Raw genomic sequence first — 23,346 nt, 5'->3', positions numbered from 1 at the left:
GCACGATGCCCGTGAGCCGCGGCGTGCCTGCGGCCGTGCAGCGCGGCGGGCGGGTCCTCCTGTGGGGGCTCGCCGCCGGGCTGCCGCTGCTGTTCCTCGGGGTGTTCTTCGCGTGGCCCGTCGTGACGCTGGTCGCGCGCGGGTTCGTGACCCAGGACGCCTCGGGTGCCTCGCTGGACCTTTCCGGCTTCGCCGAGGTGTTCTCCGAGCCGCGGACCTGGCGCATCGTCGGGCTCACGCTGTGGCAGGGCGTCCTCGGGACCGTGATCTCGCTGCTGCTCGGCGTGCCCGGCGCCTACGTGCTGTACCGGTGCAGGTTCCGGGGGCGCACGTTCCTGCGGGCCTTCGTGACCGTGCCGTTCGTGCTGCCGACCGTCGTGGTCGGCGTCGCGTTCCGCTCGCTGCTCGTCGAGGGCGGGCTGCTCGGGTTCCTGCGGCTCGACGGCACGTTCGGGGCGATCGTCCTGGCGCTCGTGTTCTTCAACTACTCGGTCGTGGTCCGCACGGTCGGCGGGCTGTGGGAGCACCTCGACCCGCGCGCCGAGGAGGCGGCCCGCGCCCTCGGCGCCTCGCCCTGGCGTGCGTTCCGGTCCGTGACGCTGCCGTCCCTGGCCCCGGCCATCGCGTCCGCGGCGTCGATCGTCTTCCTGTTCTGCGCGACGGCGTTCGGCGTCGTGCTCGTCCTGGGCGGCGTCCAGTACGGGACCATCGAGACCGAGATCTGGATCCAGACCACCCAGTTCCTCGACCTGCGCACCGCGGCCGTGCTGTCCGTGGTGCAGCTCGTGGTCGTCGTGGTCGCGCTGAGCGTCGCGAACCGGACCCGCTCCCGGCGCGAGCGCGCCCTCAACCTGTCCGCCGCGACGTCCGCGGCCCGGCCGCTGCGCCTACGGGCCGACGCCGCCCCGCTCGCGGTGACCGCCGTCGTCGTGCTGGGCCTGATCGCGCTGCCGCTCGTCAACCTCCTCGTCCGGTCGTTCCAGACCCCCGCCGGGTGGAGCCTCGCGAACTACGCGAACCTCGGCACGACCGGCGGTCGCAACGCCCTGACCGTGACCGTGTGGGAGGCGACCGCGAACTCGCTGCGCACCGCGGCGCTCGCGACGCTCATCGCGGTCGTGATCGGGGGGCTCGTGGCTCTCGTCGTCTCGCGGCGGCCCCGGTCCCGCACGGCGCGGCGCGCGATCGGCGCGCTCGACTCGGTCTTCATGCTCCCGCTCGGCGTGTCCGCCGTCACGGTCGGGTTCGGCTTCCTCATCACGCTCGACAAGCCGCTCGGCCTCGACGTGGACCTGCGGACCTCGGGGATGCTCGTCCCGATCGCCCAGGCGGTCGTCGCGATCCCGCTCGTCGTGCGGACCGTTCTGCCCGTGCTGCGCGCGATCGACCCGCGCCTGCGCGAGGCCGCCGCGACCCTCGGGGCGTCGCCCGCCCGCGTGTTCGCCGCGGTCGACGGTCCCATCGCCGCCCGGTCGCTGGGCCTCGCGATCGGGTTCGCGTTCGCGGTCTCGCTCGGGGAGTTCGGGGCGACGTCGTTCCTGGCCCGCCCCGACACCGCGACCCTCCCCGTCGTGATCTTCCGGCTCATCGGGCGGCCCGGCGCGGAGAACTACGGGATGGCGCTCGCAGCGAGCGTCGTCCTCGCGGTGCTCACCGCGACGGTCATGATGGTGGCGGAGCGCCTGCGCGGCGACCGCTCGGCAGGAGAGTTCTGATGGACGGAGCCCAGGTGGTGGAGCGAACGACCGGTGGTCCCACGGCGTCGCATGACCCTCACGAGGTCTCGGCGGGCCGGGGGCTCGCGGTGCGTGACGTCGTCGTGCGCTACGCGGACCCGGCGTCCGGCAGAGGACCAGGGACGACGGCGGTGCGCGGCGTGAGCCTCGACCTCGCCCCGGGCGAGGTGCTCGCGCTGCTCGGCCCGAGCGGGTGCGGCAAGTCGAGCCTGCTGCGCGCGGTCGCGGGGCTCGAACCCGTGGCCGCCGGGTCCGTGTCCTGGGACGGGCGCGACCTCGCGGGCGTGCCCGTGCACCGGCGCGGGTTCGGGCTCATGTTCCAGGAGGGGCAGCTGTTCCCGCACCGCGACGTCGCGGGGAACGTGGCGTTCGGCCTGCGGATGGCAGGCGTGAAGCGCCCCGCCGCGGCGGGACGGGTGGCCGAGCTGCTCGACCTCGTGGGCCTCGCGGGGTACGCGCAGCGACCCGTCGCGACGCTCAGCGGCGGCGAGCGCCAGCGCGTCGCGCTCGCCCGCGCGCTCGCCCCGGAGCCGCAGCTCCTGCTGCTCGACGAGCCGCTGTCCGCGCTCGACCGCGGGCTGCGCGACCGGCTCGCGGGCGACCTGCGCGCCGCGCTCGTCGCGACCGGGACCACCGCGCTGTTCGTCACGCACGACCACGACGAGGCCTTCACCGTGGCCGACCGCGTCGCCGTCATGGACGCCGGACGGCTGCTCCAGGTCGCCGCACCCGAGGACCTGTGGCGCGCGCCCGCGTCGCGGCGGGTCGCGGAGTTCCTGGGGTACCAGGCCTTCGTGCGGGCGACGGAGGGTGGGCCCGCGGGCGACGGCGCGCTGCTGGCGATCGGGCCGACGGGGCTCGTGCTCGCGACTCCTCGTCCCGCCGGTGTGCCAGAACGGGCGAGGGGTGGTTCTGACAGCTCGGCGGGGTGGGCCGGCACGGTCGTGCGCAGCAGCTTCCGCCGCGGGCGCACCGAGGTCACGGTCGACGTGGACCTCGGCGCGGGGGCCCAGCGCGTCGTCGCGCTCGGCTCTCCGCTCGGCGGTGCCACGACGACCACGCCCGACGGCGCCGCGCACCACCCGTTCGCGCCTGCACCGGGGGAGCGGGTCCGGGTCGTGCTCGACCGTGCGGGCTGCGCGGTGGTCCCGGGGTAGAGGTGGCACCCGCCCTGCGACCGACCGGCTCCCGCGTTAGCGTCGAACGATGACGAAGACCACGAGCGACCACGTGTCCGACCGCACCGAGGAGCACGGCGGCAAGGCCGCGAAGATCCTGTACCGGCCGTTCGGGCTGGCGAGCTCGATCATCGGCGGGCTGATCGCCGGCCAGGTGTTCAAGCAGGTCTACAAGCGCGTCTCCCCGGGCCACCGCAAGGACGCCCCCACGCCGCTGCAGTCCGAGTACCCGCTGCGCGAGATCCTCGTCGCGTCCCTCATCCAGGGAGCGGTGTTCTCCGGGGTCAAGGCGCTCATCGACCGCGGCGGGGCGCGGGTCTTCCAGAAGTGGACGGGGGAGTGGCCGGGCGACTGAGCGGCTTCACACGGGTCCCGCGTCCCTGACCAGCACCGCGAGCTGCGTCCTGTTCTCCAGGCCCAGCTTGTCCAGGACGCTCGACACGTGGGCCTTGACGGTCGGGAGGCTGAGGTAGAGCTCGCGCCCGATGTCCGCGTTGCTCGCGCCGCGCCCCACGGCGAGCGCGACCTCGCGCTCGCGTCCTGTCAGACGGTCGAGCGACGCCGCAGCACGCGCACGCGCCTCGCCGACCGAGGCGGCCGACGCCATGAGGCGTCGCGCGACGTCGGGCGAGAGCACCGGTTCCCCGGCAGCGGCTGCCAGGACGGCTGCGGCGATCCGGGCCGGGGGCATGTCCTTCAGGAGATAGCCGACGGCCCCCGCGCGGAGCGCGCCGAGCACCTCGTCCTCGGTGTCGAACGTCGTGAGCACGACGACGGCGGGCGGGTCGGTCCGTGCGCGCACCCGGGCCGTCGCGGTGATCCCGTCGATCCGTGGCATCCGCAGGTCCATGAGGACCACGTCGAGCGGGTGGGCGTCGAGGAGGCCGGGGACCTCCGCACCGTCGGCGGCCTCCCCGACGACCTCGATGCCGTGGGTGCCGTGCAGCATCATGCGCAGGCCGGACCGCACCAGGGCGTCGTCGTCGACGATGGCGATCCTCACGGGGTCGGTCATGCGTCCCACGGTAGCGACACCGTGAGCCGGAACCCGGCACCGTCGGTGGCCGGACCGGCGAGGACCTCGCCGCGCAGCAGCCCTGCCCGTTCACGCAGGCCCACGAGCCCTGTCCCCGTTCCCTGACGCGACGGGACGTTCCCGGAGGAGGGACCGTCGTCGGACACGTCGACCCGGACCTCGCCCGGGACCACGACGACCGCGACGCGGACCGCGCTGCCGGGCGCGTGGCGGCGGGCGTTGGTCAGTCCTTCCTGCACGGCGCGGAAGGCCGCGGCCTGCACGGTGGCCGGCACCCCGGCGGGGTCGCCGTGCTGCTCCCAGTCGACGTCGACGCCCGCGACGCGGGACTCCTCCACGAGCCGCGGGACGTCGGCCAGGCCGGAGGCAGGGCGCAGGGCGTCGGGCTCGGCGCGCAGCACGCCCACGACCTCCCGGAGCTCCTCGAGCGCCGCGCTCACGCCCGCACGGACCAGGCCTGCGGCGCGAGCGACCTCTGCGGGCGGCGTGTCCGGCCGGAACTCGAGCGCGCCCGCGACGGTCGCGAGCAGGGAGAGCCGGTGGGCGAGGGTGTCGTGCATCTCGCGGGCGATGCGCGCACGCTCGGCGGCCCGGGCCTCCCTCACACGGAGCTCCTGCTCGCGCTCGGCCCGCCGTGCCCGCTCCCGGAGGTCGGCGACGACCTGGGCGCGGGCCTGGGCGAAAGCACCCCAGCCGACGAGCGCGGCGTGCACGGCCGCGTCGCACAGCAGCCACCAGCCGAGCGGGAGGCCCACCGGGCGCCACAGGGCCTGGACCGCGTGCCCCGCGAACCCTGCTGCGGCGACGAGCACCGCGACCCGCAGCGGTCGGCGACGGGCGACCTCGAGCGTCGCCACGGTCGACGCCGGGGTCGCTGCGGGAGACAGGGCGGCGAGCGCGGCCAGCACGAGGGCGGGTCCGACCGGCCCGGCGAGCACCGCCGTGACGCGCGGCGTTCGCGCTCCCCGCGGCGACCACCACAGGAGCGGGGCGAGGGCCACGGCGACCAGGGCGACCCCGAGGTCGAGCACCACGCGCGAGCCGGACTCCTGCGGCAGCACCCCCCACAGCATCAGTGCGGTGAGCGCGCCCACGGCGAGCACGACCCATGCCAGCACGGCCCGTGAGGGGGCGGGCGGAGGCGAGCATTCCTCGGTCGGAGAGCTGTTCATGCGGCCAGCGTAGGGACGCCCGTCGCCGGGCCACCACCGACTTTCGGAGGGGGGGAGGGGGCCGTCGGTCGGGCCGCTGACAGCCGTCGGGAGGGTCCGGCGGGACCGGTGCGCGGGGCACGGTGGGGAACGCCGGCCACCCGGTCGGCGCAGGCTCCGCAGGGAGCTCTGGCGGCAGAAGGAGGAGTCATGGACGCGAACGGCACGCGGACGACGCGCACAGGCACGAGGAGCACGGGGACGACCAGCGCGGGCACGAGCACCGTGGGCAGGCCGACGCGGCGGCTGCCCGCGTGGTGCGTGCCGCTGCTCGCGGCGGTCGCCGCGGTGCTCGTCTGGGCGGTGGGGACGGCGGCGGGCGTCGAGGCCGTCGTGGGAGACGCTGGCGGCGGCATGGAGGTCGGGCCGGCCGCGGTGGTCGTGACCTCTCTGGTCGTCGGCTTCGCCGGGTGGGGTGTCCGGTCGCTGCTGCGCAGGACCGGTCGGGCGCCGAGGGCGGGGCGCACGTCGGGCGAGCGGGCCTGGACGGTGACCTGCGCCGTCGTGCTCCTGGTGTCCCTGCTCGGCCCCCTGGGCGCGACGAGCACGTCCGCGACGCTGCTCCTCCTCGCGCTCCACGTCACGGTCGGGGCCGTGGTCGCGCTGGGGCTGAGACGCTGAGCGCGCGGGGACGGCGGCCCTGAGCCGCCCGCCGGAGGGCCCGACGGCGCCCGCGCACCTGCGCGCGCCGCGAGCCCTCGCGCGTGCCACGGTGGGACCAGGGACCGATGAGTTCGCGGCCCGGTCCTGGTCCAACCGTCGTACCGGCAGACTCCCGAAGGGACCCATCATGGCCAAGCTCGTCTCGACCCTGTTCATCTCGCTCGACGGCGTGGCCGAGATCGACCCGGCCTGGCACTTCCCCTACTTCGACGAGCACATGGGAGCGGCAGTCGACGAGGACTACACGGGTGTCGACACCCTGCTCCTGGGGCGCGTCACCTACGACAGCTTTGCGGGCGCGTGGCCAGGACGCGAGGAGGCCGGCGAGGAGGACGCCGTGTTCGCGAAGCGGCTCGGGGACGTGCGCAAGATCGTCGCGACCCGGGGCGATGCGGACCTCGGCTGGCGCAACGTCGAGCGGATCGACGGGGACCTGGTCGAGTCCGTGACGACGCTCAAGGAGACCCCCGGCATCGCGAAGGTCCTCGTCGCGGGGTCGCTCTCGGTGGTCCGCCAGCTCCTCGCCGCCGGGCTCGTCGACGAGCTGAGCCTGCTGGTCCACCCCGTCGCCGCGCGCAAGGGCGAGCGTCTCTTCGACGAGGGGGAGCCGATCTACCCCCTGCACCTGCTGCGCTCCGAGGTCTTCCCCACGGGGGTCGTGCACCTGGTCTACGGCCCGAGCGCCCTGCCGGGCAGCGAGGACTACGAGGACGTGAAGGACAAGGTGCCGGGCGGTGCGGAGGGCTGACCGCCCGCCCGGTTCGTGGCGCCGCTGACGCGTGAGCCGCGTCGGCCGCGTCTCGGCCGGACACCTACCGACCATATGGTTGGATTTGACCGGTGAACTCGTTGCGGAGGCATGTCCTCACTGTTGTCCTGCCCGGTGTGCTCGGTGCGACCCTTCTGACGGGGTGCGCGTCACCCACGGACGCCGGTGGAGACGGCCCGGCGACCGGCGCTCCCGCCCCCGCAGCTGCCTCGGAGACCCCGTCGGCGGCCGGGGCGTGCGACCTGATCGGTGGCGACCAGGTGACCGCGCTGGCCGGTCAGTCGCTCGACGGCCCGTTCGAGACGACGGTCGCGGGCAACGTCGAGTTCCCCGCCTGCGTGTGGGGCGACCCGGCGGGCGCCACGGTCCAGGTCTCGCGCATCCCCGCCGCGGACTGGGCGCAGCAGCTGCCAGAGATGCTTCAGCAGCTCGAGGCCACGGGCCTCGTCGACGACGCGGAGAACACTCGCAAGATCCGCGAGGCGTCCGCGCTCGTCGGCACGGGCGAGAAGCTCGACGCGGTGCAGGCGTGCGAGATCTTCTCCACGACGATCGAGATCGCGGGCGGGGAGCCGGGCCGGACCGAGACGGTCAACATCGTGCCCTCGCTCGAGGACCCGCAGGCGCTCACCGGCCAGTCGTGCCGCGACGGCGTCTTCTCGTCGGTGCTCGTCATGAAGGACGGGATCACGGGCGCCCCCGAGGAGGTCGCGACGGTCGAGCAGGCCCTCGCGGCGGTAGCGGCCCACTAGCCGCCCGTCTAGCTGCCGAGCCGCCTAGCCGCCTGCCTAGCCGTCGAGCATGCGGTTGGCGTCGTGAATCAGGTGAATCACGACGCCAACCGCATGCTCGACGGACGACAACCGCATGCTCGGCAGCCGGCAGCCGGCAGCCGGCAGCCGGCAGCCGGCAGCCGGTAGCCGGCAGCCGTCAGCCGGCCAGGAGACGGGTCTGCGTCAGCTCCGCTGTTCCAGGTACCAGCCGATGAGCGCCTGCGTCGACGGGTCCTGCTCGGCGAGCGCGGCCGCGTCGCCGGCGACGGCCGGGGCGATCTCGTTCGCGAGCTTCTTGCCGAGCTCGACGCCCCACTGGTCGAACGAGTCGATGCCCCACACGACGCCCTGGACGAACGTGATGTGCTCGTAGAGCGCGATGAGCTGGCCCAGGACCGAGGGCGTGAGCGCGGGCGCGAGGATCGACGTCGTCGGGCGGTTGCCCGAGAACACGCGGGCGCTCACGAGGTCCTCGGCAGTGCCCTCGGCGCGGACCTCGTCGGCCGTCTTGCCGAACGCGAGGGCCTTGGTCTGCGCGAAGAAGTTCGCGAGGAACAGCGAGTGCACGTCGACCCCGCCCGCCGAGGAGTCCACCAGCGGGTGCGCCGGGTTCGCCACGGCGATGAAGTCCGCGGGGATCAGGCGCGTGCCCTGGTGGATGAGCTGGTAGAACGCGTGCTGCCCGTTGGTGCCGGGCTCGCCCCAGAAGACCTCGCCGGTGTCGGTCGTGACGGGCGACCCGTCCCAGCGCACGGACTTGCCGTTGGACTCCATGGTGAGCTGCTGCAGGTACGCGGGGAAGCGGTGCAGGTACTGCGCGTAGGGCAGCACGGCGTGGGTGTGCGCGCCGAGGAAGTTGACGTTCCACACGTTGAGCAGGCCCATGAGCGCGGGCACGTTCTGCGCGAGGGGCGCGGTGCGGAAGTGCTCGTCGATCGCGTGGAAGCCGGCGAGGAACTCCTCGAAGCGGGCCGGGCCGATCGCGATCGCGAGCGACGTGCCGATCGCGGAGTCGACCGAGTAGCGCCCGCCGACCCAGTCCCAGAAGCCGAACGCGTTGGCGGGGTCGATCCCGAACGCCGCGACCTTGTCGAGGGCCGTGGAGACCGCGACGAAGTGCTTGCCGACGGCCTCGGCGCGGGCTGCGTCGTCCGCGTCCGCGGCGAGGGCCCCGACGGCCGTGAGCTCGGTCCAGAGCCAGTCGCGTGCGAGGCGCGCGTTGGTCAGGGTCTCGAGCGTCCCGAACGTCTTGGACGCGACGATGAACAGCGTGGTGCGCGGGTCGAGGCCCGCGGTCTTCTCGGCGACGTCGGTCGGGTCGATGTTGGACACGAACCGGACGTCGAGGTCCTCGGCCTTGTAGGGCAGCAGGGCCTCGTAGGCCATGACAGGGCCCAGGTCGGACCCGCCGATGCCGATGTTCACGACCGTGCGCACGCGCTCGCCCGTGACGCCCGTCCACTCGCCCGAGCGCACCTTGTCGGCGAACGCGTAGACCTTGGCGAGCTCGGCGTGCACGTCGTGGTCCACGTCCTGGCCGTCGACGGTCAGCTCCGGGGTCGCCCCGGACGGGCGGCGCAGCGCGGTGTGCAGCACGGCGCGGTCCTCGGTCACGTTGATGTGGTCGCCGCGGAACATGGCGTCGCGGCGCCCGACCAGGTCGACGTCGTCCGCGAGGCGCACGAGCAGCTCGAGCGTCTCGTCGGTCACGAGGTTCTTCGACAGGTCGACGTGGAGGTCGGCGGCGTCGAACGTGAGGCGGTCGGCGCGGCCCGGGTCCTGGGCGAACCAGGTGCGCAGGTCGGGGGACAGCGCGGCCTGGTGGGCCGTGAGGTCGGCCCAGGCGGGAGTGGTGGTGGCGTCGATCGGCGGTGTGCTCGCAGTGCTCACGATGGTCTCGCTGCTCCCTGGTCGGTGGGGGTCGTGGGGTGTCGCGGGGTCTTGGCCGGACCCGACCACCGTAGGCCGCGACCTGCAGGGTTGTCCTGGTGGCTCACGGTGCGAGCGGTTGTGAGGTGCGCTGCCGGACAACCGTGCACGCCCGACGCCGGAGCGTCCGTCGGGCGTGCACGTCCCGGCGCGGCGTGGCCGCCGAGGATCGGGTCAGGCGAGCTTCTTCTGCCACACGGCCGCGACCCCGACGGGCTCGAAGCCGAGCGCGACGTTGATCGCGAGCATGTGCTCGTTCTCCTGGGCGTTCCACGTGTTGATGCGCCGCTCGCCGGGGCGTCGCTCGGCGTAGGCGCGCAGGTTGGCGACCTTGACGAGCATCCCGAGGCGGTTGCCTCGGTGCTCGCGCAGCACGAGCGTGTCCTCCTGGAAGGCGAACGGGACGTCCGACACGGGGATCTGGAGCACCGAGAACGCGGTGAGCGTCCGGGTGGCGACGTGCTCGGCGACCGTGACGAGCACGTGCTGGTGGCGTCCGGCCATGTCGGCCAGGTAGGAGCGGACGCGGGCCGCGTCCCACGGGCTCTCCTCGACGTCCAGGTCCGCGGAGGGGACGTCGGTGCTCATGCGGGTCCACAGGATCGCGACCTGGTCCTGCCACGTGGTCGGCACCTCGTCCCACCAGGTGTGCAGTCGGTAGTCGTCGCCCGCTGCCCGGGTCGCCTCGTGCTCGAGCGTGTCGAGCCGTGCGGGGTCGACGGGCAGGCGCAGCACGGAGGCGCGCTCGACCTGCTCGAGGGCGTAGCCGTGTCCCCGGGCGAAGCGTGCTCCCCGGGAGTCGGCGGGCACACGGCCTGCGCCGGTGGGGGCGTCGAGTGCGCCGGGGCCGGGCGGGGGCTCGGGAGAGTGGTTGCTCGGGACGATGACGGTGGTGCGCCCGTCGGCGCGGGCGATCTCCTCGGCGCGGGCCAGGAGCGTCTCGCCGATGCCTCGGCCCTCGAGCGTGGGGCGGACCATGAGAGTGACGTACGCGAGGTGGGGGTTGGCGTCGGTCGCGAGCCACACGATCGCGGCACCGCCCACGTCCTGCGGCCTGGGCGTGGCCTCGCCGTCGGGCGTTCCCGGGACCACCTGCTCGGGGAGCGCGAGGACCAGGACCTTGCGCTGGTACTCCTGGTGCTGGAGGACGCCCAGCATCACGGGCAGCGGCGCCCACCAGTCGGTCCAGCCCCAGGTCGCGAGCTGCACGTCGTGCTCGATGTCGGTGTACGCCCGCACGGCCCAGACGTCCGGGTGGTCCAGGGCGGGAGCGACGGGCGGTGCGTCGACCGCGCGCCATGTCGTGGTCGGCGGTGCGGGCGGCGGGGTCGGGCTCGCCGACCAGGGGTCCTCGTGCCCAACGGCGGTGTCGGTGGTCGTCATGCGTCCACCCTGGCGGGCCGCCGCCCGCCGCCGCCACGGATTTTGCGTGCCTCCCGGGCGGGCACCGTCACACCAGCCGCAGCTGCCACTCCGCGGTGACGCTCGCGACCTCGAACCCGAGGGCCTCGTTGATCGCGAGCATGTGCCGGTTCTCCTGCGCGTTCCAGGTGTGGATGCGTCGCGACGAGGGGCGTACGCGGGCCAGCTCGTCGAGCACGGCGATCTTGGCGAGCAGCCCGAGCCGGTGGCCGCGGTGCTCGCGCAGGACCAGGGTGTCCTCCTGGATGACGACCTCGGGGCGGTCGTGCGGGTAGGACACCATCGAGAACGCGGCGAGCCGCCCCGACGGGACGTGCTCGGCCACCGCGACGAGGTATCCCTGCCCGCGGTCGGCGAACGACTGCGAGGCGACGCGTACCCGGTCGGCGTCCCACGGGTCCTCCTCGAGGTCGAGCCCGCCGCTGGGGGCGTCGGTGCTCATGCGGGTCTCGAGGACCGCGAAGTCGTCGATCCACTCCTCGGGGACGGTGTCCTGCCAGAGGTGCACGCGGTAGTCGTCGCCCGCGGACGCCAGGGCTGTGTCGCGCAACGGGTCCACGACGTCGGCTCGGGGAGGCAGCGTGATCGTCGACTGCCGCATGACCTGTTCGAGCGCGAAGCCGCGCGAGAGCGCGAAGCGCGTGCCCGGGTCGTCGAGAGGCACGCGCCCGCTGCCGGTCGGCGAGTCGAGCGCACCGGGGCCGGGAGGGGGCTCGGGGGCGTGCGCGGAGTCGGCCAGGAGCACGGTGCGCCCGGCGTCGCGCGCGATGCGCAGGCACTCGTCCCAGAGCGCCGCCCCGACCCCCTGGCCGCGGTGCGCGGGGTCGACCCCGACGTACACGATCGCGAGGTGCGTGTTCCCCTTCTGGGGAAGGCCGACGAGCCCGCGCCCGACGACGTCGCCCGCCACCGGGGCCGGGTCCGGCCCGCCTGTGGACGAGGCCCCGTCGGCCACCGCGACGAGCCGGACGGTGCGCTTGTACTCCTGCTGGGCCGTCATCGTGACGAGGACGGTCGCCGCGTCGAGACCGAGGTCGGCGTGCCCGTGGATCTCCCGGTCGATCACGTCGCCCACGCGCACGGTGCCGTGTACCGCCCACGCCTCGGGCGCGTCGAGCGAGTCCGGGACGGGCGCGCGCACGACGCGCCACGCCGTCGGGCCGGAGAAGGATGCCGGAGCCGCGGCCTGCGACGGGCCGCTCACGCGCGCACCCGCTTCTGCCAGCCGGCGTACGCGCCCGCGGGCGCGAAGCCCAGGGCGACGTTGATCGCGAGCATGTGGTCGTTCTCCTCGGCGTTCCAGGTGTGGATGCGCTCGGTCGTGGGGCGTCGGGCGGTGAGCTCGTCGAGGTTCCGGACCTTGACGAGCATCCCGAGCCGGTGGCCGCGGTGCTCGCGCAGGACCAGCGTGTCCTCCTGGAACGCGAAGGACGGGTGGTCCTTGGGGTAGGCGAACACGGAGAACGCGGCGAGCGTGCCCGACGGGACGTGCTCGGCGACCGTCATGAGCAGGCCGTCGCCCTTGCCCAGGAGCTCGTCGGCCCAGACGCCCACGCGTCGCGCGTCCCACGGGTCCTCACGGAAGTCGATGTCCCCGTTCGGGGCATCGGTGCTCATGCGCGTGAACAGCGTCCCGACCTGCTCGCGCCACTCCCGCGGCACGTCGTCCTCCCAGACGAGGGTGCGGTAGTCCGGTCCCGCGGCGGCCTCGGCCTGCGCGCGCAGCCGGTCCAGCAGCGCGGGGTCGACGGGCAGCGGCAGGATCGAGTGCCGCTCGACCTGCTCCAGGGCGTACCCCCTGCTCCGTACGAAGCGAGGTCCGGGGTCGTTCGCCGGGACGCGGCCCGCGCCGGTCCGGGCCTCGAGGGCGTCGGGGCCGGGCTGCGGCTCGGTGCCGTGCTGGGTGTCGGTGAACAGGACGGTGCGCCCGGCGTCGAGCAGGAGGCGTTCGCCCAGGTCCCACAGGTCCGTGCCCAGTCCCTGGCGGCGGGCCGCCGGGCGCACCTGCACGTACAGCTCGCCCAGGTGTTCGTTGCTGCTCGTCATCATGAGGACGAACAGGTGGCCCAGCACGTCCTGCGGCCGGGGTGTCTCGGGTGCGTCCGCGCGGATCGCGACGAAGCGCTGCTTGGTCGCGTACTGCTGGTTGTCCATGCCGGCCAGGACGTCGCGGGCCTCGTTCGCGAGGTCGTCGTAGCCGTGGGCCTCGATCATGACCTCGGCCTCGATCTCGGCCACGCCGTGGTACGCCCACGCGTCGGGGGAGTCGAGGTCCGCGGGGTGCGGGGCCCGGGCGATGCGCCAGGTCGTCGTCGACTCGGTGGGAGGGCTCATGCCCTCAGCGTCTCGCGCGAGGCGCGAGCGGTCCACGGGTTTTCCGAGGTCGTCGGGGGAGGCGCGGCCCGGTCGACCGGGCCGCGCCTCCTCAGGACGCCCGACGGCGCAGCGTGCGTCAGGCCTTCGACCTGCGCCCCGCGATGAGTCCCCAGATCAGCAGGACGACGAGCGATCCGATGAACGCCCAGAACCAGGTCGAGAACGACCAGAACTCCTGGTTGGGGTCCGAGCCGAACGCCCGGCCGATGAACCCGCCGACGAACGCGCCGACGACACCGACGATCAGGGTCACGACCCACCCGCCCGCTGCCCTGCCCGGCATGATGGCGCGGGCGATGGCGCCCATGATGAGTCCGATCACGATCCACGACAGAAACCACATGGTCCACTCCGTTCGTCGAACGAGCTCGCCGGCCGACGACACGGTCGAGGCCGGACCGGCGCCGTCGCCGGTCGGTTCCACCGTGGCACGAACGGGCCGGGCACGCACGGCCGACGCTTCGAGGCCCGGGCCGTCGGACCGCTGCGACCGGTCCCGCGGGAGCCGCGAGCCACCTACGCTGGGGTGGTCCGACGTCGGGAAGGGAAGTGAGCATGCGGGTCGACAGCTGGCTCTGGGCGGTCCGTCTGACCAAGAGCCGTTCGGTCGCGACGGCCGCGTGCCGTGCCGGTCACGTGAAGGTCGACGGGGTGCGCGTCAAGCCGTCCGCGACCGTGCGGGTCGGGAGCACCGTGACCTACCGCGGGGGCGAGCGCGAACGTGTCGTCGAGGTCGTCGAGCTGCTCGCCAAGCGGGTCGGGGCGCCCGAGGCCGCGAAGGCGTACGTCGATCACAGCCCGCCCGTGCTGCCGCGCGAGGCCGTGCCGTTCGTTCCCGTGCGCGACCGCGGCGCAGGGCGACCGACCAAGCGGGAGCGGCGCGAGATCGACAAGCTGCGGGGCCGCGAGCTGCCACCCGTCTGACCCGTTGCGGTGAGACGGGTGTCTCGGTCCGACACGGGGCTCCCGGACGCTGGCGCGGGCACCCGTCTCGGGCCGGACCACCCGTCTCGCGGCTCAGACCCCGCCGAACCACAGGTGCGGGCGCCGCTCGACGTCGACCGACGTGCCCGGCGGGAGAAGACGCAGCACACGCCGGACGAGCTCAGCGCCGTCCATGAGGTCCCGCATGGTCACCCGGAGGACCCGCCAGCCCTCCTCCTCGATGCCCTCGTGGCGCCGCTTCTCCTCGAACAGCACCTTCGCAGGGTCGCCCTGGGCGAGCGTGGAGTACTTCACGAACCCGTCGAACTCGACGAGCACCCGCCACTGCGGCCAGCCCAGGTCGGCGCGGAACGTCCCGAGCCGGGTCACGACCGGGATCTGGGTCGTCGGCACGGGCAGTCCGCGCCGCAGCAGGTGGAACCGGACTGCCGACTCGCCGGGCGACTCCGCGCCCCCGCTGCCGAGGCCCACGAGGACCCGGGCCCGCGCGGTCCCTCGCCCGCCCCCGACCCGGTCCAGAACGTGGCTGAGCTCCTCGGGCAGGACGCCGCGCCGGAGGGCGGCGTCGACGACCACGAGCGCGTCGAGCGCCGGCAGCGTCCGAGCGCAGTCGACGACCGTCCGGGCGAGCGACGTGACGAGACGTCCCCGGCGCACCGTGGTGTCTGCAGGGGTGAGCACCGTCAGGTGCCGCACGAGGTCCGCGCCCGGCCTCGGCGTGCCGGGACGGTGCTGCTGCACGACGTGCACGCGGCCGGGCACCCGCCACAGCGGCAGGTCCCACACGAGGGCTGCCGAGTCCTGGCACAGGACGAACGCGCTCTGCAGCTGGCGCGAGACCGCCTCGATCCGCGCGACGGCTCGGAGCCTGTCGAGCGCGTGACCGGGAGCAGGCTCGTCCGGGGCCCTCCAACGGTAGGCGCCATGACGGACCTTCTCGAGGAGGTCATGGGAGAGCGCGGCGCGCAGGACGGGGCGAGGGAGCTGCGCGGTCAGGAGCACGCCGCCCTGCCGGGAGGCGAGCGCGGCCAGGGCGTCGGTGTCGTGGGTCGGTGAGGTCATGGTCGCGATGGTGCCCGCGGCAGCGGCCTGACGGCGTCGTCCGGGACGGGCTGTGGACGACCCGTCGGTCTGTGGTCGGGCTCCGGGCGGTGGACGGTCTGACTCCACGGGACCGCCGGTGTACGACATCGTCGGTGCGATCGCGCACGAGCCAGGGGCGGGTAGACCGCGCACGAGATGGGTGCTCCGGCGCCAGACGGGTCTCCCGGACGCTGGCGCGGGCACCCGTCTCGGGCCGGACCACCCGTCTCGGGCCCGACCACCCGTCTCGGTCCGGACCACCCGTCTCGCCCGGAGGCGTGCGACCGGGGCGGGCGGCACGACGCCCGGGCCTCCTGGTGGTCCAGGGGCCCGGGCGCGGTTCTGGTGCGGTGCCGGTCAGCCCCTTCTCCCGCGGGCCGCCGGTTCGGTGCTCACGTCAGCAGGCGCCGAGGTCCTTCCAGACGCCCCACTGGCCGCTCGTGCCGGGGTTCTCCCCGGTGTTCCACCACTTGGCCTCGTAGGTCTTGTTGTTGTACGAGACGCGGGTACCGCCCGTGTAGACCGAGCCGGCCGCCCAGGCGGGAGCCGTGCAGACGCCCGTCCCGGTCGTCCCGCCGGTCGTGCCACCCGTGGTGCCACCCGTGGTGCCACCGGTCGTCCCGCCGGTCGTCCCGCCGGTCGTGCCACCCGTGGTGCCACCTCCGTTGACCGTGAGGTCGACGCAGTTGTAGAACGCGTTGACGGTGTTGGACACGTTCCACCGGGCGAGGATCGTGTGGTTGCCCGAGGGCAGGTTGGTGAGCGTGTGCGAGATGTTGCTCGGGGGCTGGGCGCCGCCCTGGCTGAACGTCTGGTGCAGCTTGCCGTCGACGAAGTACTCCCACGTGCTCGTGTTGTGCGCGGCCGTGAGCTTCCACTGGAACGTCACCGAGCTGCCCACGCTCTTGCGCGGCCACGGCTTGCTGTTGTCGTCGAGGATCGAGAACCCGCTGCCGCCCGAACACTGCATCGAGCCCTTGGGCGCCTCGACGGACTGCGGCTCGTACTTCACGCCGCCGCAGTCGAAGGACGTGGCGCCGGTCGCGCAGTTGTCCTGCCGGCTGGGTGGTGACGTGATCCAGCCGTGGGCCGAAGCGGCCGGGGCCATCACGACAGGGGCCGCGATCGCGGCCACACCGAGGACGGCGGCAATCATTGCCGCGCGTAGTCGTCTCATCTTTTCTTCTCGCTCTCCATGGCAGTCGGTAGGGCCCCATTGCCGGGCGACCTACACATGTCGAATCGGACAACTTCGACGCTATGCAATGAAAACGCACCGCACAATCCGGTGAAGCACGTAGGGGGTCCTACGTAGCCGCGGGAATTTCCATCGGCCGGAAAAGCAAAAAGTGACGCCGGGTCAGGAATTCCTGACCCGGCGTCACCGGCGACGCATCACGCGTCACGCATCATGCGTCGTGCAGTCCTCAGCAGGCGCCGAGGCTCTTCCAGGGGCCCCACTGCGCGGCGACGTCGGGCTTTTCGCCCTTGGTCCACCACTTGGCCTCGAAGAGCTGGCCGTTGAGCGAGACCTTGGTGCCACCCGTGTAGGCGACGGCCGCGTCCCAGGGGCCGGCGGCGCACTGGGGCGTGCCCGTCGTGCCACCGGTGGTGCCGCCGGTCGTGCCACCGGTGGTGCCGCCGGTCGTGCCACCGGTGGTGCCACCCGTGGTGCCGCCGGTGGTGCCACCCGTGGTGCCGCCGGTGGTGCCACCCGTGGTGCCGCCGGTGGTGCCACCGGTCGTGCCGCCACCGGTCACGGTGAGGTCGACGCAGTTGTAGAAGGCCATCGGGGTGTCGGCGACGTTCCAGCGAGCGAGGACCGTGTGGTCACCGGCAGGCAGGTTGGTCAGCGTGTGGGAGATGTCCTTCGCGGGCTGGGCGCCGCCCGAGCTGAAGGTCTGGTGGAGCTTGCCGTCGACGAAGTACTCCCACGTCGTCGTGGCGTGGTTGGCCGTGAGCTTCCACTGGAACTTCACGGAGGAGGCCACCGTGGTGCGCGGCCAGGGCTTGCTGTTGTCGTCGAGGATGGCGTAGCCGCTGCCACCCGAACACTGCATCGAGCCCTTCGCGGCCTCGACGCTCTGCGGCTCGAACTTGATGCTGCCGCAGTCGAAGGACGTCGCGCCGGTGGCGCAGTTGTCCTGACGGCTCGGCGGGGAGGTGACCCAGCCGTGCGCGGAGGCGGCGGGGGCCAGCACCACGGGGGCAACAATGGCGGTGGCGCCGAGCACGGCGGCGATCATTGCCGCACGTAGTCGTCTCATCTGCATCTCGCTTTCGTTGTGGTGGACGGCGAGACACAAGGCCCCGGGTCCACCTCGACCAGAACGCTGCGACGCTAAGCCAGAGTTCGTTGAGTCTTCAAACAGCGACGCGGCATAAGGGTAAACACGTAGATGCCCGGGAGGTGCCCGGGAACTGGCGTCCTGGCGCGCCTGGTGAGCGCCGCCGTCGGGCAGATGAGAAGCGCGTGAGAGGAGGGTCACCTGGAATCGTGTGGAGAACCCCTATGTGGACAGATCGCCCCATAACACGCGAGGCAGCCTTCGTGCTCGTCGAACGTTCGTCCGACCCCCGCCCCGAGCGCAGACGACTGTCCGTCCGGAGCGCCGAGGAGGTCGGGACCCGCGTCGGGGGACGAAAGTCCCACCGCGCAGGGACCGTCGCCCGTGGTTCGCGAGAGCCCGTCCCGGGGAGCCTGGGAGCATGTCGAACCACGAAACGAACCTGACTGCTGCCGTCGTCTTCGAGTCGATGTTCGGGAACTGTGAGAAGGTCGCCCGGCAGATCGCCGCCGGCATGGCGACCGGCGTCCCGGTGAAGGTCGTGGACGTCGCCGACGCGGTCGCCGACCCGTCGATCCTGGACGACGTCGCGCTCGTCGTCGCCGGTGGACCCACGCACTCCATGTCGATGAGCCGCCCCGGCACGCGCGCCGAGGCCGTCCAGCGCTCGGGCGGGACGGTGCCCGCCCGCAACGTCGGCCTGCGCGAGTGGTGCGTCGCCCTCCGGGACCGCTCGGACGAGCACGGGCCCCGCTGGGTCACGACGTTCGACACGCGCACCTCCCTCGGTCGTGCCATCCCCTCGTCCGCGTCCCGCGCGGCCGCGCGCATCGTCACGCGCAAGGGTTACGAGATGCTCGTGCCGCTCCGCTCGTTCCTGGTCGAGGACGCGGCCGGGCCCCTGGTCGACGGCCACCTCGAGGAGGCGTACGTCTGGGGCGAGAAGATCGCCGCGGCGTTGCGCGCGCAGGTTCCGGTCGCCGTCTGAGACGGTGTGCGGACGATCGTCCGCAGCTGAGCACGGACGGGGAAGACGGGCTCAGCCGCGGTGGTCCCCTCCGCCGTCCGACGATGCCGCGCTCCCACCACGGGAGCGCGGCATCGTCGTGCCCGGGGCCCCCGCGTCGGCGAGGATGGTCTCCTGGAACCCGGCAGAAGGAGACGGCGCGATGACGAAGTACCTGATCTCGTTCCCGAGCGGCGCCATGGACGTCCCCGCGGAGGGCCTGCACGTGGTCGCGGACGCGTCCCACGCGGTCGTGGAGGAGGCGAAGAAGGCGGGCGTCTGGGTGTTCGGCGGAGGGATCGACGAGAGCGTCCCGCCCGTCCTGGTCGACGGGGACGGCACGGTGACCGAGGGCACCTACCCGCAGACGAGGCAGATCGAGGGCGGCTACACGGTCCTCGAGGTGCCGACGCGCGACGAGGCGTTGGAGTGGGCCGCGAAGATCGCGGTCGCCTGCCGGTGCCCGCAGGAGGTGCGTGCGTTCCAGCACGACCCCGCCAGCTGACGGGGTCGCCCGACGTGCGTCCGGGCGAGCCGGGCGGCGTCGGCCGTCCGGTCAGCGCTGCACGGGTGTCGCCGGCGCGTCGACCGGTTGCTGCAGGAGGCCCGCGACGACGTCGAGGATCGCGGAGTCGTCCAGCCCGAGCTCGCGGCCGCGGCCGACCATCCGCGTGGCGAGGTCGGCGAACGACTGCTGGTCCGCGACCGACGACCGTCGGTGGGCGGGGGCCGCGACGACGGTCCCCGTGCGTGGCCGTGACGAGACCGCGCCCGACGCCTCGAGCTCACGGTAGGCGCGCTGGACCGTGCCCACCGCGACGCCCAGGTCACGTGCGAGGGCGCGCGACGAAGGCAGCCTGTCGCCGGGGTTGAGCGAGCCCAGCGAGACGAGTGCCGCGACCTGGGTCCTGATCTGCTCGTAGACGGGGACGGGCGAGTCCAGGTCCACCGTGAGCGTCTTCATGCCTGGGGCTCAGGCGTCACAGGCGTCACAGGCGTCACGGGCTGCGCGGGCCATGCCGACGAGGTGGAGGCGCCGGGCGGGGCGGGGAGGGCCTGTCGGGCGAGCACCGAGAGCCCCACGACGACCGACGTGATGCCGATCGCGGACCCGACGGCGAACGCGAGGACGGAGGCTCCGGTCCGGTCGGCCCCGAACAGGGCGAGGGCAGCGGTGAGCATGACGGCGGCCGATCCCAGGCCGACGAGGAGCTGGGTGCCGGCCAGGACGTGGGCGGCGCTGAGCCGGCGCAGCGAGTCGTCCTCGTGCGCCGTGGCGCCGCCGACGGCGCCGCGGCGCGCGATGAGGTGCAGCACTCCGAGCAGCCCGAGGGTGACGACTGCCAGGAGGACGAGGAGGGGGCCGGCGTACGGCCAGCCCGGGTACGGGCCGGACGTGCCGGTGATCCATCCGTCGACCGTCACGAGGAGCGGTGCGTCCACCGTGCCCCCGCCCTCGCCCGCGGTGACCCCGAAGACGACGAGGGCGACGGCCGTGAGCGCCGCCGTCGCGAGGAAGAGGGGCAGCCGCCACTCGCCGAGGCCGCGTACGGTCCGCCGGGTGAGCGGGGCTGTGCGGACCGTCCCCTGGGGGCGGGGCCAGGCGAGCTCGCCGATCGCGCGGACGACGAGGACCATGACGACGGCGATGAACGGCGAGAGGGCCACGAGCAGGCCAGGGGTGGTCGTGACGCTCGTGAGGTTCGGGAGCCCGGCGGGGGAGATCACGTACGCGATCAGGGACAGGGCGACGATGCCCGCGACGACGGACGTGGTCCGCTCGTGCCGGAGCGCGGCGTCGAGCACGGTGCGCCGGGGATGGCGCCGGGACCGGACCGCGTTGGCCGTCGTCAGGGCCGCGGCGGCAAGGGCGCCGAGCACGGCGAGGGCGACGAGCGACAGACCGGTCATGTGGGCTCCTCCGAATGGATCAATGAATCAGAGTATTGACTCATTGGGCTCGCGTTGTCCACCCAGGGTGCCCGTCTCGCGGTCTGCACACCGGGCCAGCGGATGAAAAAGAGGGGCCGTCGACCCGTTGCCGTCACACGCGCGGTCCCAGCGTGTCTTTCCCGGGTGACCTGCCCAGAGGGGCGGGCGCGGCCGTCGAGGAGAGGAGGCCGTCGAGTGGGACGCTACGAGGAGCGATGGTGGCAGGGCCATGCCCACCTCGTGCAATTCGTCGCCGCGAACGGTCACTCACGGGTGCCCGTGAGCCACCGCACCGATCCGGACGGCTTCACCCTGGGGGCCTGGGTCAAGGTCCAGCGCCGCGAGCACGCCGTGGGGACGCTGAAGGACGAGCGCCTGCAGGCCCTGCGCGAGGCCGGGTTCGCCTTCGAGGTCCGGCAGCCTCTCAAGCAGTGGCAGCGCAACGTGGACAGGCTGGCCGCGTTCAAGGACGAGCACGGGCACACCCGCGTGCCGTACTACTTCGAGGCGGCCGACGGATTCGGGCTCGGGACGTGGGTCGGGCGCATGCGTCGTCGTCGTGCGGCGGGTGCCCTCACCGACCTGCAGGTCGAGAGCCTCGACGCGGTCGGGATGGACTGGACCTTGCCGGCCGAGACGTCGCGACGACGCAGCCACCGGGCGTTCGCGGCGTTCGTCGCCGACCACGGGCACGGCCGGGTGCCGGACCCGTACCGCACGGGCGACGGCTTCGACCTGTCGGGCTGGGTGGCGCGGGTGCGCCGCGACCGGCGCGCCGGGAGGTTGTCCGCCACGCAGGAGCGGGAGCTGCGCGACCTCGGGTTCGAGTTCCCGAGCGTTCTCGACGCCGACGACTGGGACGCCCACCTGGCGTGCCTGTCGAGGTACATCGTGCGCAACGGCCCCGACATCTCCACGACCTTCGAGTGCGAGGACGGGACCCGCCTGGGCCGCTGGGTGTCGAGCCAGCGCGCGTCCAGGCAGGCGGGCACGCTCTCGGGCGAGCAGGTCGCGCGGCTCGACGAGGTGGGGTTCGTCTGGCAGGCGCGCGACGAGGACGACGACGGTTGGCTCCAGGGCATCGGGCTGCTCGCGCGGTACGTCGAGGAGCACGGGCACAGCCGGGTCCCCGGGGACTACTGCACCCCCGACGGCACGGCCCTGGGCGCCTGGGTCGCCCGACGCCGGTGGGAGCACCGCCACGGGCTGCTGCGTGCAGAACGGGTCGGTGAGCTCACGGGCCTGGGGTTCGAGTGGACCGTGTCGCCACAGCCGGGGGTGACGCGCGCGACGGACGACCGGGCGTTCCGCACCTGGGTCGCCGCGCTCGAGACCTACCGGGCCGACCACGGGCACTGCCGTGTCCCCGCGAGCTTCGTGACCGCGGACGGCAAGCGCCTGGGCGACTGGGTCGCGTACGTGCGAGCCCGGTACGCCAAGGGCCTGCTCGCCGCCGACCGCGTCGAGGCCCTCGACCGGCTCGGCTTCGCGTGGCGCGTCCGCGACAACGACGCCCTGTGGCAGCAGGGCGTCGACGCCCTCGCCGCGTACGTCGCCGACCACGGGCATGCGCGCGTGCCGATCAGGCACCGGCGCGACGACGGGTTCCGGCTGGGACAGTGGGTGCGCAGCCGGCGCAGCGAGGGGACGGGCGGGAGGCTGAGCCCCGAGCGGACCGCGGCTCTCGATGCGCTGGGCTTCGTCTGGGACCCGACGGCGCCCGCGACCTAGGTCGCGGCCCGGCCCTGAGCGGTTCGTGACGGGCGCCGGGCCGGCGCGACACGACCGTACTGTTGACGCTCGTGAAGGTCCTCACCACGACGCTCCAGATGCTCCAGGCACCCGACCGGCCGCCGCGCGCGGTCCCCGACGGGGTCCGGCTCGAACGGACCGTGGGGGTCCGCCCCGAGTACGCACGGTTCCTCTACGGTCTGGTCGGCGGCCCTTGGTCCTGGACCGACCGCCTCGGGTGGACGCGCGAGCAGTGGGCCGCGGAGCTCCAGGTGCCGGGCACGGAGTTCTGGATCCTCTACGGCGAGGACGGGCCGTGGGGCTACGTCCAGCTCCAGCCCGTCGTCGCCGAGGACCGCACGCACGTCGAGGTCCGGTACTTCGGGCTCGCGGAGCAGGCGATCGGTCGCGGGCTGGGCGGGGTGCTGCTCGAGCACGGGGTCGCGGCCGCGTGGTCGCTGCCGCGGCGGTTCGACCTCCCGCGGGTCGCCCGGGTCTGGGTGCACACGTGCTCGCTCGACGGACCCGCGGCCCTGGCGAACTACGAGGCCCGGGGCTTCGTGGTCTGCGGGACCAAGGAGACGGACGAGGACGTACCGTCGCAGCCGCTCGGTTCCTGGACGTCGACGGGCGGACCTGCCGCCGGCGCGCAGCCCGCAGTCGGTGGGGAGCCCGGGGTCGGCGCGGAGCCCGCGGCCTGAGGCCGGGCCGGGCGGCGCGTCAGTCGTCGAAGGCGTCCCAGCAGATCGCGCTCCGGCGCCGCTGGTCGTCGAGGACCAGGTCCCGGACGGCGTCGGGGAGCTGGTCGCGCTGCCAGTCCCTCTCGGCGAGCCGGGCCGCCTCGCCGTCCTCGCCGCGCGCCGCCGCGTCGGCGGAAACGGACCGGATCGCATACGCAGCGGCTCCCAGGTCGTGCGCGGCGACGTGGGCCACGGCGACGGCCTGGCCGGCCGCGAGCGCGGCGTACCTCGCCGGGGCGGGCAGGTCCCGTCCGGCGGCGTTCGCCGGGAACGCGGCCCGGTGTGCGTCCTTCATGGCCACCTCGCCGCGGATCCAGGCGCGTCCGACGTCGAGGGCCTCGCGCGGACGCGGGTCGTCGGGTGCGGCCTGCTCGAACAGGGGCAGGACGTGCTCGGCGCAGACCGCGGCCCACTCCGCAAGGAGGTGGTGGTCGTCGTCGGTGAGGGTGCCGCCTCGGCGCACGGTGACCAGCCGTGGGTCTCGGTCGGTGGGCAGGATCGGCATGGGCCGATCCTCCGGCACGCACG

Annotated in this window: 24 protein-coding genes; 11 read left to right on the top strand and 13 right to left on the bottom strand. The window is 73.6% G+C overall.

The annotated features are described in order from the left end of the window. The first annotated feature begins 5 nt into the window (after window positions 1-5). From JOD48_RS18020 to JOD48_RS18010, 3 genes are read left to right on the top strand one after another with little or no spacing between them, the layout of a single operon-like run. Complete coding sequence (locus JOD48_RS18020; RefSeq protein ID WP_191790306.1) at window positions 6-1,715, top strand: ABC transporter permease; 1,710 nt, start codon at window positions 6-8, stop codon at window positions 1,713-1,715. Then, on the top strand, window positions 1,715-2,893 hold the full coding sequence (locus JOD48_RS18015; protein ID WP_204809987.1) for an ABC transporter ATP-binding protein: 1,179 nt from the start codon (window positions 1,715-1,717) through the stop codon (window positions 2,891-2,893). Before JOD48_RS18020 ends, JOD48_RS18015 begins: the two co-directional genes overlap by 1 nt. Window positions 2,894-2,942: 49 nt before the next feature. Beyond that, window positions 2,943-3,269, top strand: coding sequence for a DUF4235 domain-containing protein (locus tag JOD48_RS18010; protein ID WP_191790265.1), 327 nt, complete (start codon window positions 2,943-2,945; stop codon window positions 3,267-3,269). A 6-nt stretch (window positions 3,270-3,275) separates the two neighbouring features. On the opposite strand, the gene JOD48_RS18005 is transcribed toward JOD48_RS18010, so the two are convergent. Both JOD48_RS18005 and JOD48_RS18000 read right to left on the bottom strand, forming a co-directional pair. Further along, window positions 3,276-3,929: a response regulator gene (locus JOD48_RS18005; protein WP_204809986.1), complete on the bottom strand. Its 654-nt coding sequence runs from the start codon at window positions 3,927-3,929 to the stop codon at window positions 3,276-3,278. Continuing rightward, entirely contained in the window at window positions 3,926-5,122 is a 1,197-nt protein-coding gene (locus JOD48_RS18000; RefSeq protein ID WP_239527480.1) for a sensor histidine kinase, read from the bottom strand. The genes JOD48_RS18005 and JOD48_RS18000 overlap by 4 nt, the downstream gene beginning before the upstream one ends. A gap of 189 nt (window positions 5,123-5,311) precedes the next feature. On the opposite strand from JOD48_RS18000, the gene JOD48_RS17995 reads away from it, so the two are divergent. The 3 genes from JOD48_RS17995 to JOD48_RS17985 all read left to right on the top strand — a co-directional run bounded on the left by JOD48_RS17995 (window position 5,312) and on the right by JOD48_RS17985 (window position 7,345). Further along, the gene (locus JOD48_RS17995) at window positions 5,312-5,782 is read left to right on the top strand and encodes a DUF6069 family protein (protein WP_239527478.1); all 471 of its coding nucleotides are present in this window, start codon (window positions 5,312-5,314) and stop codon (window positions 5,780-5,782) included. 169 nt (window positions 5,783-5,951) lie between these two features. Further along, window positions 5,952-6,572, top strand: a complete 621-nt coding sequence (locus JOD48_RS17990) for a dihydrofolate reductase family protein (protein WP_191790268.1) — start codon at window positions 5,952-5,954, stop codon at window positions 6,570-6,572. A gap of 92 nt (window positions 6,573-6,664) precedes the next feature. Beyond that, complete coding sequence (locus JOD48_RS17985; protein ID WP_204809985.1) at window positions 6,665-7,345, top strand: hypothetical protein; 681 nt, start codon at window positions 6,665-6,667, stop codon at window positions 7,343-7,345. A gap of 204 nt (window positions 7,346-7,549) precedes the next feature. Here the strand turns inward: JOD48_RS17985 and pgi are convergent, their stop codons facing one another. The 5 genes from pgi to JOD48_RS17960 form a co-directional block, all read right to left on the bottom strand. Beyond that, the gene (pgi, locus tag JOD48_RS17980; RefSeq protein ID WP_191789732.1) at window positions 7,550-9,256 is read right to left on the bottom strand and encodes a glucose-6-phosphate isomerase; all 1,707 of its coding nucleotides are present in this window, start codon (window positions 9,254-9,256) and stop codon (window positions 7,550-7,552) included. A gap of 213 nt (window positions 9,257-9,469) precedes the next feature. Beyond that, complete coding sequence (locus JOD48_RS17975; RefSeq protein WP_204809984.1) at window positions 9,470-10,678, bottom strand: GNAT family N-acetyltransferase; 1,209 nt, start codon at window positions 10,676-10,678, stop codon at window positions 9,470-9,472. Window positions 10,679-10,745: 67 nt separating this feature from the next. Then, a complete protein-coding gene (locus JOD48_RS17970) occupies window positions 10,746-11,921 on the bottom strand; it encodes a GNAT family N-acetyltransferase (RefSeq protein ID WP_204809983.1) in 1,176 nt (391 codons plus the stop codon). Then, complete coding sequence (locus tag JOD48_RS17965; protein ID WP_204809982.1) at window positions 11,918-13,051, bottom strand: N-acetyltransferase; 1,134 nt, start codon at window positions 13,049-13,051, stop codon at window positions 11,918-11,920. Before JOD48_RS17965 ends, JOD48_RS17970 begins: the two co-directional genes overlap by 4 nt. A gap of 118 nt (window positions 13,052-13,169) precedes the next feature. Continuing rightward, a complete protein-coding gene (locus JOD48_RS17960) occupies window positions 13,170-13,436 on the bottom strand; it encodes a GlsB/YeaQ/YmgE family stress response membrane protein (protein ID WP_030150204.1) in 267 nt (88 codons plus the stop codon). 212 nt (window positions 13,437-13,648) lie between these two features. Here JOD48_RS17960 and JOD48_RS17955 point away from each other — a divergent pair, with 212 nt between their 5' ends. After that, window positions 13,649-14,017: an RNA-binding S4 domain-containing protein gene (locus JOD48_RS17955; RefSeq protein WP_191789728.1), complete on the top strand. Its 369-nt coding sequence runs from the start codon at window positions 13,649-13,651 to the stop codon at window positions 14,015-14,017. Window positions 14,018-14,110: 93 nt separating this feature from the next. On the opposite strand, the gene JOD48_RS17950 is transcribed toward JOD48_RS17955, so the two are convergent. The 3 genes from JOD48_RS17950 to JOD48_RS19985 all read right to left on the bottom strand — a co-directional run bounded on the left by JOD48_RS17950 (window position 14,111) and on the right by JOD48_RS19985 (window position 17,367). Continuing rightward, window positions 14,111-15,100: a type IV toxin-antitoxin system AbiEi family antitoxin domain-containing protein gene (locus tag JOD48_RS17950; protein WP_204809981.1), complete on the bottom strand. Its 990-nt coding sequence runs from the start codon at window positions 15,098-15,100 to the stop codon at window positions 14,111-14,113. Window positions 15,101-15,518: 418 nt separating this feature from the next. Next, entirely contained in the window at window positions 15,519-16,277 is a 759-nt protein-coding gene (locus JOD48_RS19770) for a lytic polysaccharide monooxygenase (RefSeq protein WP_239527476.1), read from the bottom strand. 271 nt (window positions 16,278-16,548) lie between these two features. Next, window positions 16,549-17,367, bottom strand: a complete 819-nt coding sequence (locus tag JOD48_RS19985; RefSeq protein ID WP_275581482.1) for a lytic polysaccharide monooxygenase — start codon at window positions 17,365-17,367, stop codon at window positions 16,549-16,551. Window positions 17,368-17,830: 463 nt separating this feature from the next. Between JOD48_RS19985 and JOD48_RS17935 the strand changes: the two genes are divergently transcribed. Next, window positions 17,831-18,397: a flavodoxin domain-containing protein gene (locus tag JOD48_RS17935; RefSeq protein ID WP_204809979.1), complete on the top strand. Its 567-nt coding sequence runs from the start codon at window positions 17,831-17,833 to the stop codon at window positions 18,395-18,397. 181 nt (window positions 18,398-18,578) lie between these two features. Then, window positions 18,579-18,920 (top strand): YciI family protein, encoded by a 342-nt coding sequence (locus JOD48_RS17930; protein ID WP_191789724.1) that lies wholly within the window; start codon window positions 18,579-18,581, stop codon window positions 18,918-18,920. Window positions 18,921-18,971: 51 nt separating this feature from the next. On the opposite strand, the gene JOD48_RS17925 is transcribed toward JOD48_RS17930, so the two are convergent. After that, complete coding sequence (locus JOD48_RS17925) at window positions 18,972-19,379, bottom strand: GntR family transcriptional regulator (protein WP_191789723.1); 408 nt, start codon at window positions 19,377-19,379, stop codon at window positions 18,972-18,974. Then, on the bottom strand, window positions 19,376-20,326 hold the full coding sequence (locus tag JOD48_RS17920) for a hypothetical protein (protein WP_204809978.1): 951 nt from the start codon (window positions 20,324-20,326) through the stop codon (window positions 19,376-19,378). The genes JOD48_RS17925 and JOD48_RS17920 overlap by 4 nt, the downstream gene beginning before the upstream one ends. Window positions 20,327-20,542: 216 nt before the next feature. Here JOD48_RS17920 and JOD48_RS17915 point away from each other — a divergent pair, with 216 nt between their 5' ends. Then, complete coding sequence (locus JOD48_RS17915; RefSeq protein ID WP_204809977.1) at window positions 20,543-22,078, top strand: helicase associated domain-containing protein; 1,536 nt, start codon at window positions 20,543-20,545, stop codon at window positions 22,076-22,078. Window positions 22,079-22,149: 71 nt separating this feature from the next. Further along, entirely contained in the window at window positions 22,150-22,779 is a 630-nt protein-coding gene (locus JOD48_RS17910; protein ID WP_204809976.1) for a GNAT family N-acetyltransferase, read from the top strand. 19 nt (window positions 22,780-22,798) lie between these two features. On the opposite strand, the gene JOD48_RS17905 is transcribed toward JOD48_RS17910, so the two are convergent. Next, window positions 22,799-23,323 (bottom strand): putative immunity protein, encoded by a 525-nt coding sequence (locus JOD48_RS17905; protein WP_204809975.1) that lies wholly within the window; start codon window positions 23,321-23,323, stop codon window positions 22,799-22,801. Between the last annotated feature and the right edge of the window lie 23 nt (window positions 23,324-23,346).

The organism is Oerskovia paurometabola, from assembly GCF_016907365.1.
In the GTDB taxonomy this organism is placed as follows: domain Bacteria; phylum Actinomycetota; class Actinomycetes; order Actinomycetales; family Cellulomonadaceae; genus Oerskovia; species Oerskovia paurometabola.
This window is presented reverse-complemented; position numbering and strand designations above follow the sequence as displayed.

Excerpts from the sequence above, each read along its gene's own strand:
- JOD48_RS18020 (WP_191790306.1), top strand. The coding sequence starts at position 6 with ATGCCCGTGAGCCGCGGCGTGCCTGCGGCCGTGCAGCGCGGCGGGCGG.
- JOD48_RS17925 (WP_191789723.1), bottom strand. The coding sequence starts at position 19,379 with ATGAAGACGCTCACGGTGGACCTGGACTCGCCCGTCCCCGTCTACGAG.
- JOD48_RS17935 (WP_204809979.1), top strand. The coding sequence starts at position 17,831 with ATGTCGAACCACGAAACGAACCTGACTGCTGCCGTCGTCTTCGAGTCG.
- JOD48_RS19770 (WP_239527476.1), bottom strand. The coding sequence starts at position 16,277 with ATGATTGCCGCCGTCCTCGGTGTGGCCGCGATCGCGGCCCCTGTCGTG.
- JOD48_RS18000 (WP_239527480.1), bottom strand. The coding sequence starts at position 5,122 with ATGAACAGCTCTCCGACCGAGGAATGCTCGCCTCCGCCCGCCCCCTCA.
- JOD48_RS17960 (WP_030150204.1), bottom strand. The coding sequence starts at position 13,436 with ATGTGGTTTCTGTCGTGGATCGTGATCGGACTCATCATGGGCGCCATC.
- JOD48_RS17995 (WP_239527478.1), top strand. The coding sequence starts at position 5,312 with ATGGACGCGAACGGCACGCGGACGACGCGCACAGGCACGAGGAGCACG.
- JOD48_RS17950 (WP_204809981.1), bottom strand. The coding sequence starts at position 15,100 with ATGACCTCACCGACCCACGACACCGACGCCCTGGCCGCGCTCGCCTCC.
- JOD48_RS19985 (WP_275581482.1), bottom strand. The coding sequence starts at position 17,367 with ATGATCGCCGCCGTGCTCGGCGCCACCGCCATTGTTGCCCCCGTGGTG.
- JOD48_RS18015 (WP_204809987.1), top strand. The coding sequence starts at position 1,715 with ATGGACGGAGCCCAGGTGGTGGAGCGAACGACCGGTGGTCCCACGGCG.
- JOD48_RS17905 (WP_204809975.1), bottom strand. The coding sequence starts at position 23,323 with ATGCCGATCCTGCCCACCGACCGAGACCCACGGCTGGTCACCGTGCGC.
- JOD48_RS17930 (WP_191789724.1), top strand. The coding sequence starts at position 18,579 with ATGACGAAGTACCTGATCTCGTTCCCGAGCGGCGCCATGGACGTCCCC.
- JOD48_RS18005 (WP_204809986.1), bottom strand. The coding sequence starts at position 3,929 with ATGACCGACCCCGTGAGGATCGCCATCGTCGACGACGACGCCCTGGTG.
- JOD48_RS17920 (WP_204809978.1), bottom strand. The coding sequence starts at position 20,326 with ATGACCGGTCTGTCGCTCGTCGCCCTCGCCGTGCTCGGCGCCCTTGCC.
- JOD48_RS17975 (WP_204809984.1), bottom strand. The coding sequence starts at position 10,678 with ATGACGACCACCGACACCGCCGTTGGGCACGAGGACCCCTGGTCGGCG.
- JOD48_RS18010 (WP_191790265.1), top strand. The coding sequence starts at position 2,943 with ATGACGAAGACCACGAGCGACCACGTGTCCGACCGCACCGAGGAGCAC.
- JOD48_RS17955 (WP_191789728.1), top strand. The coding sequence starts at position 13,649 with ATGCGGGTCGACAGCTGGCTCTGGGCGGTCCGTCTGACCAAGAGCCGT.
- JOD48_RS17965 (WP_204809982.1), bottom strand. The coding sequence starts at position 13,051 with ATGAGCCCTCCCACCGAGTCGACGACGACCTGGCGCATCGCCCGGGCC.
- JOD48_RS17990 (WP_191790268.1), top strand. The coding sequence starts at position 5,952 with ATGGCCAAGCTCGTCTCGACCCTGTTCATCTCGCTCGACGGCGTGGCC.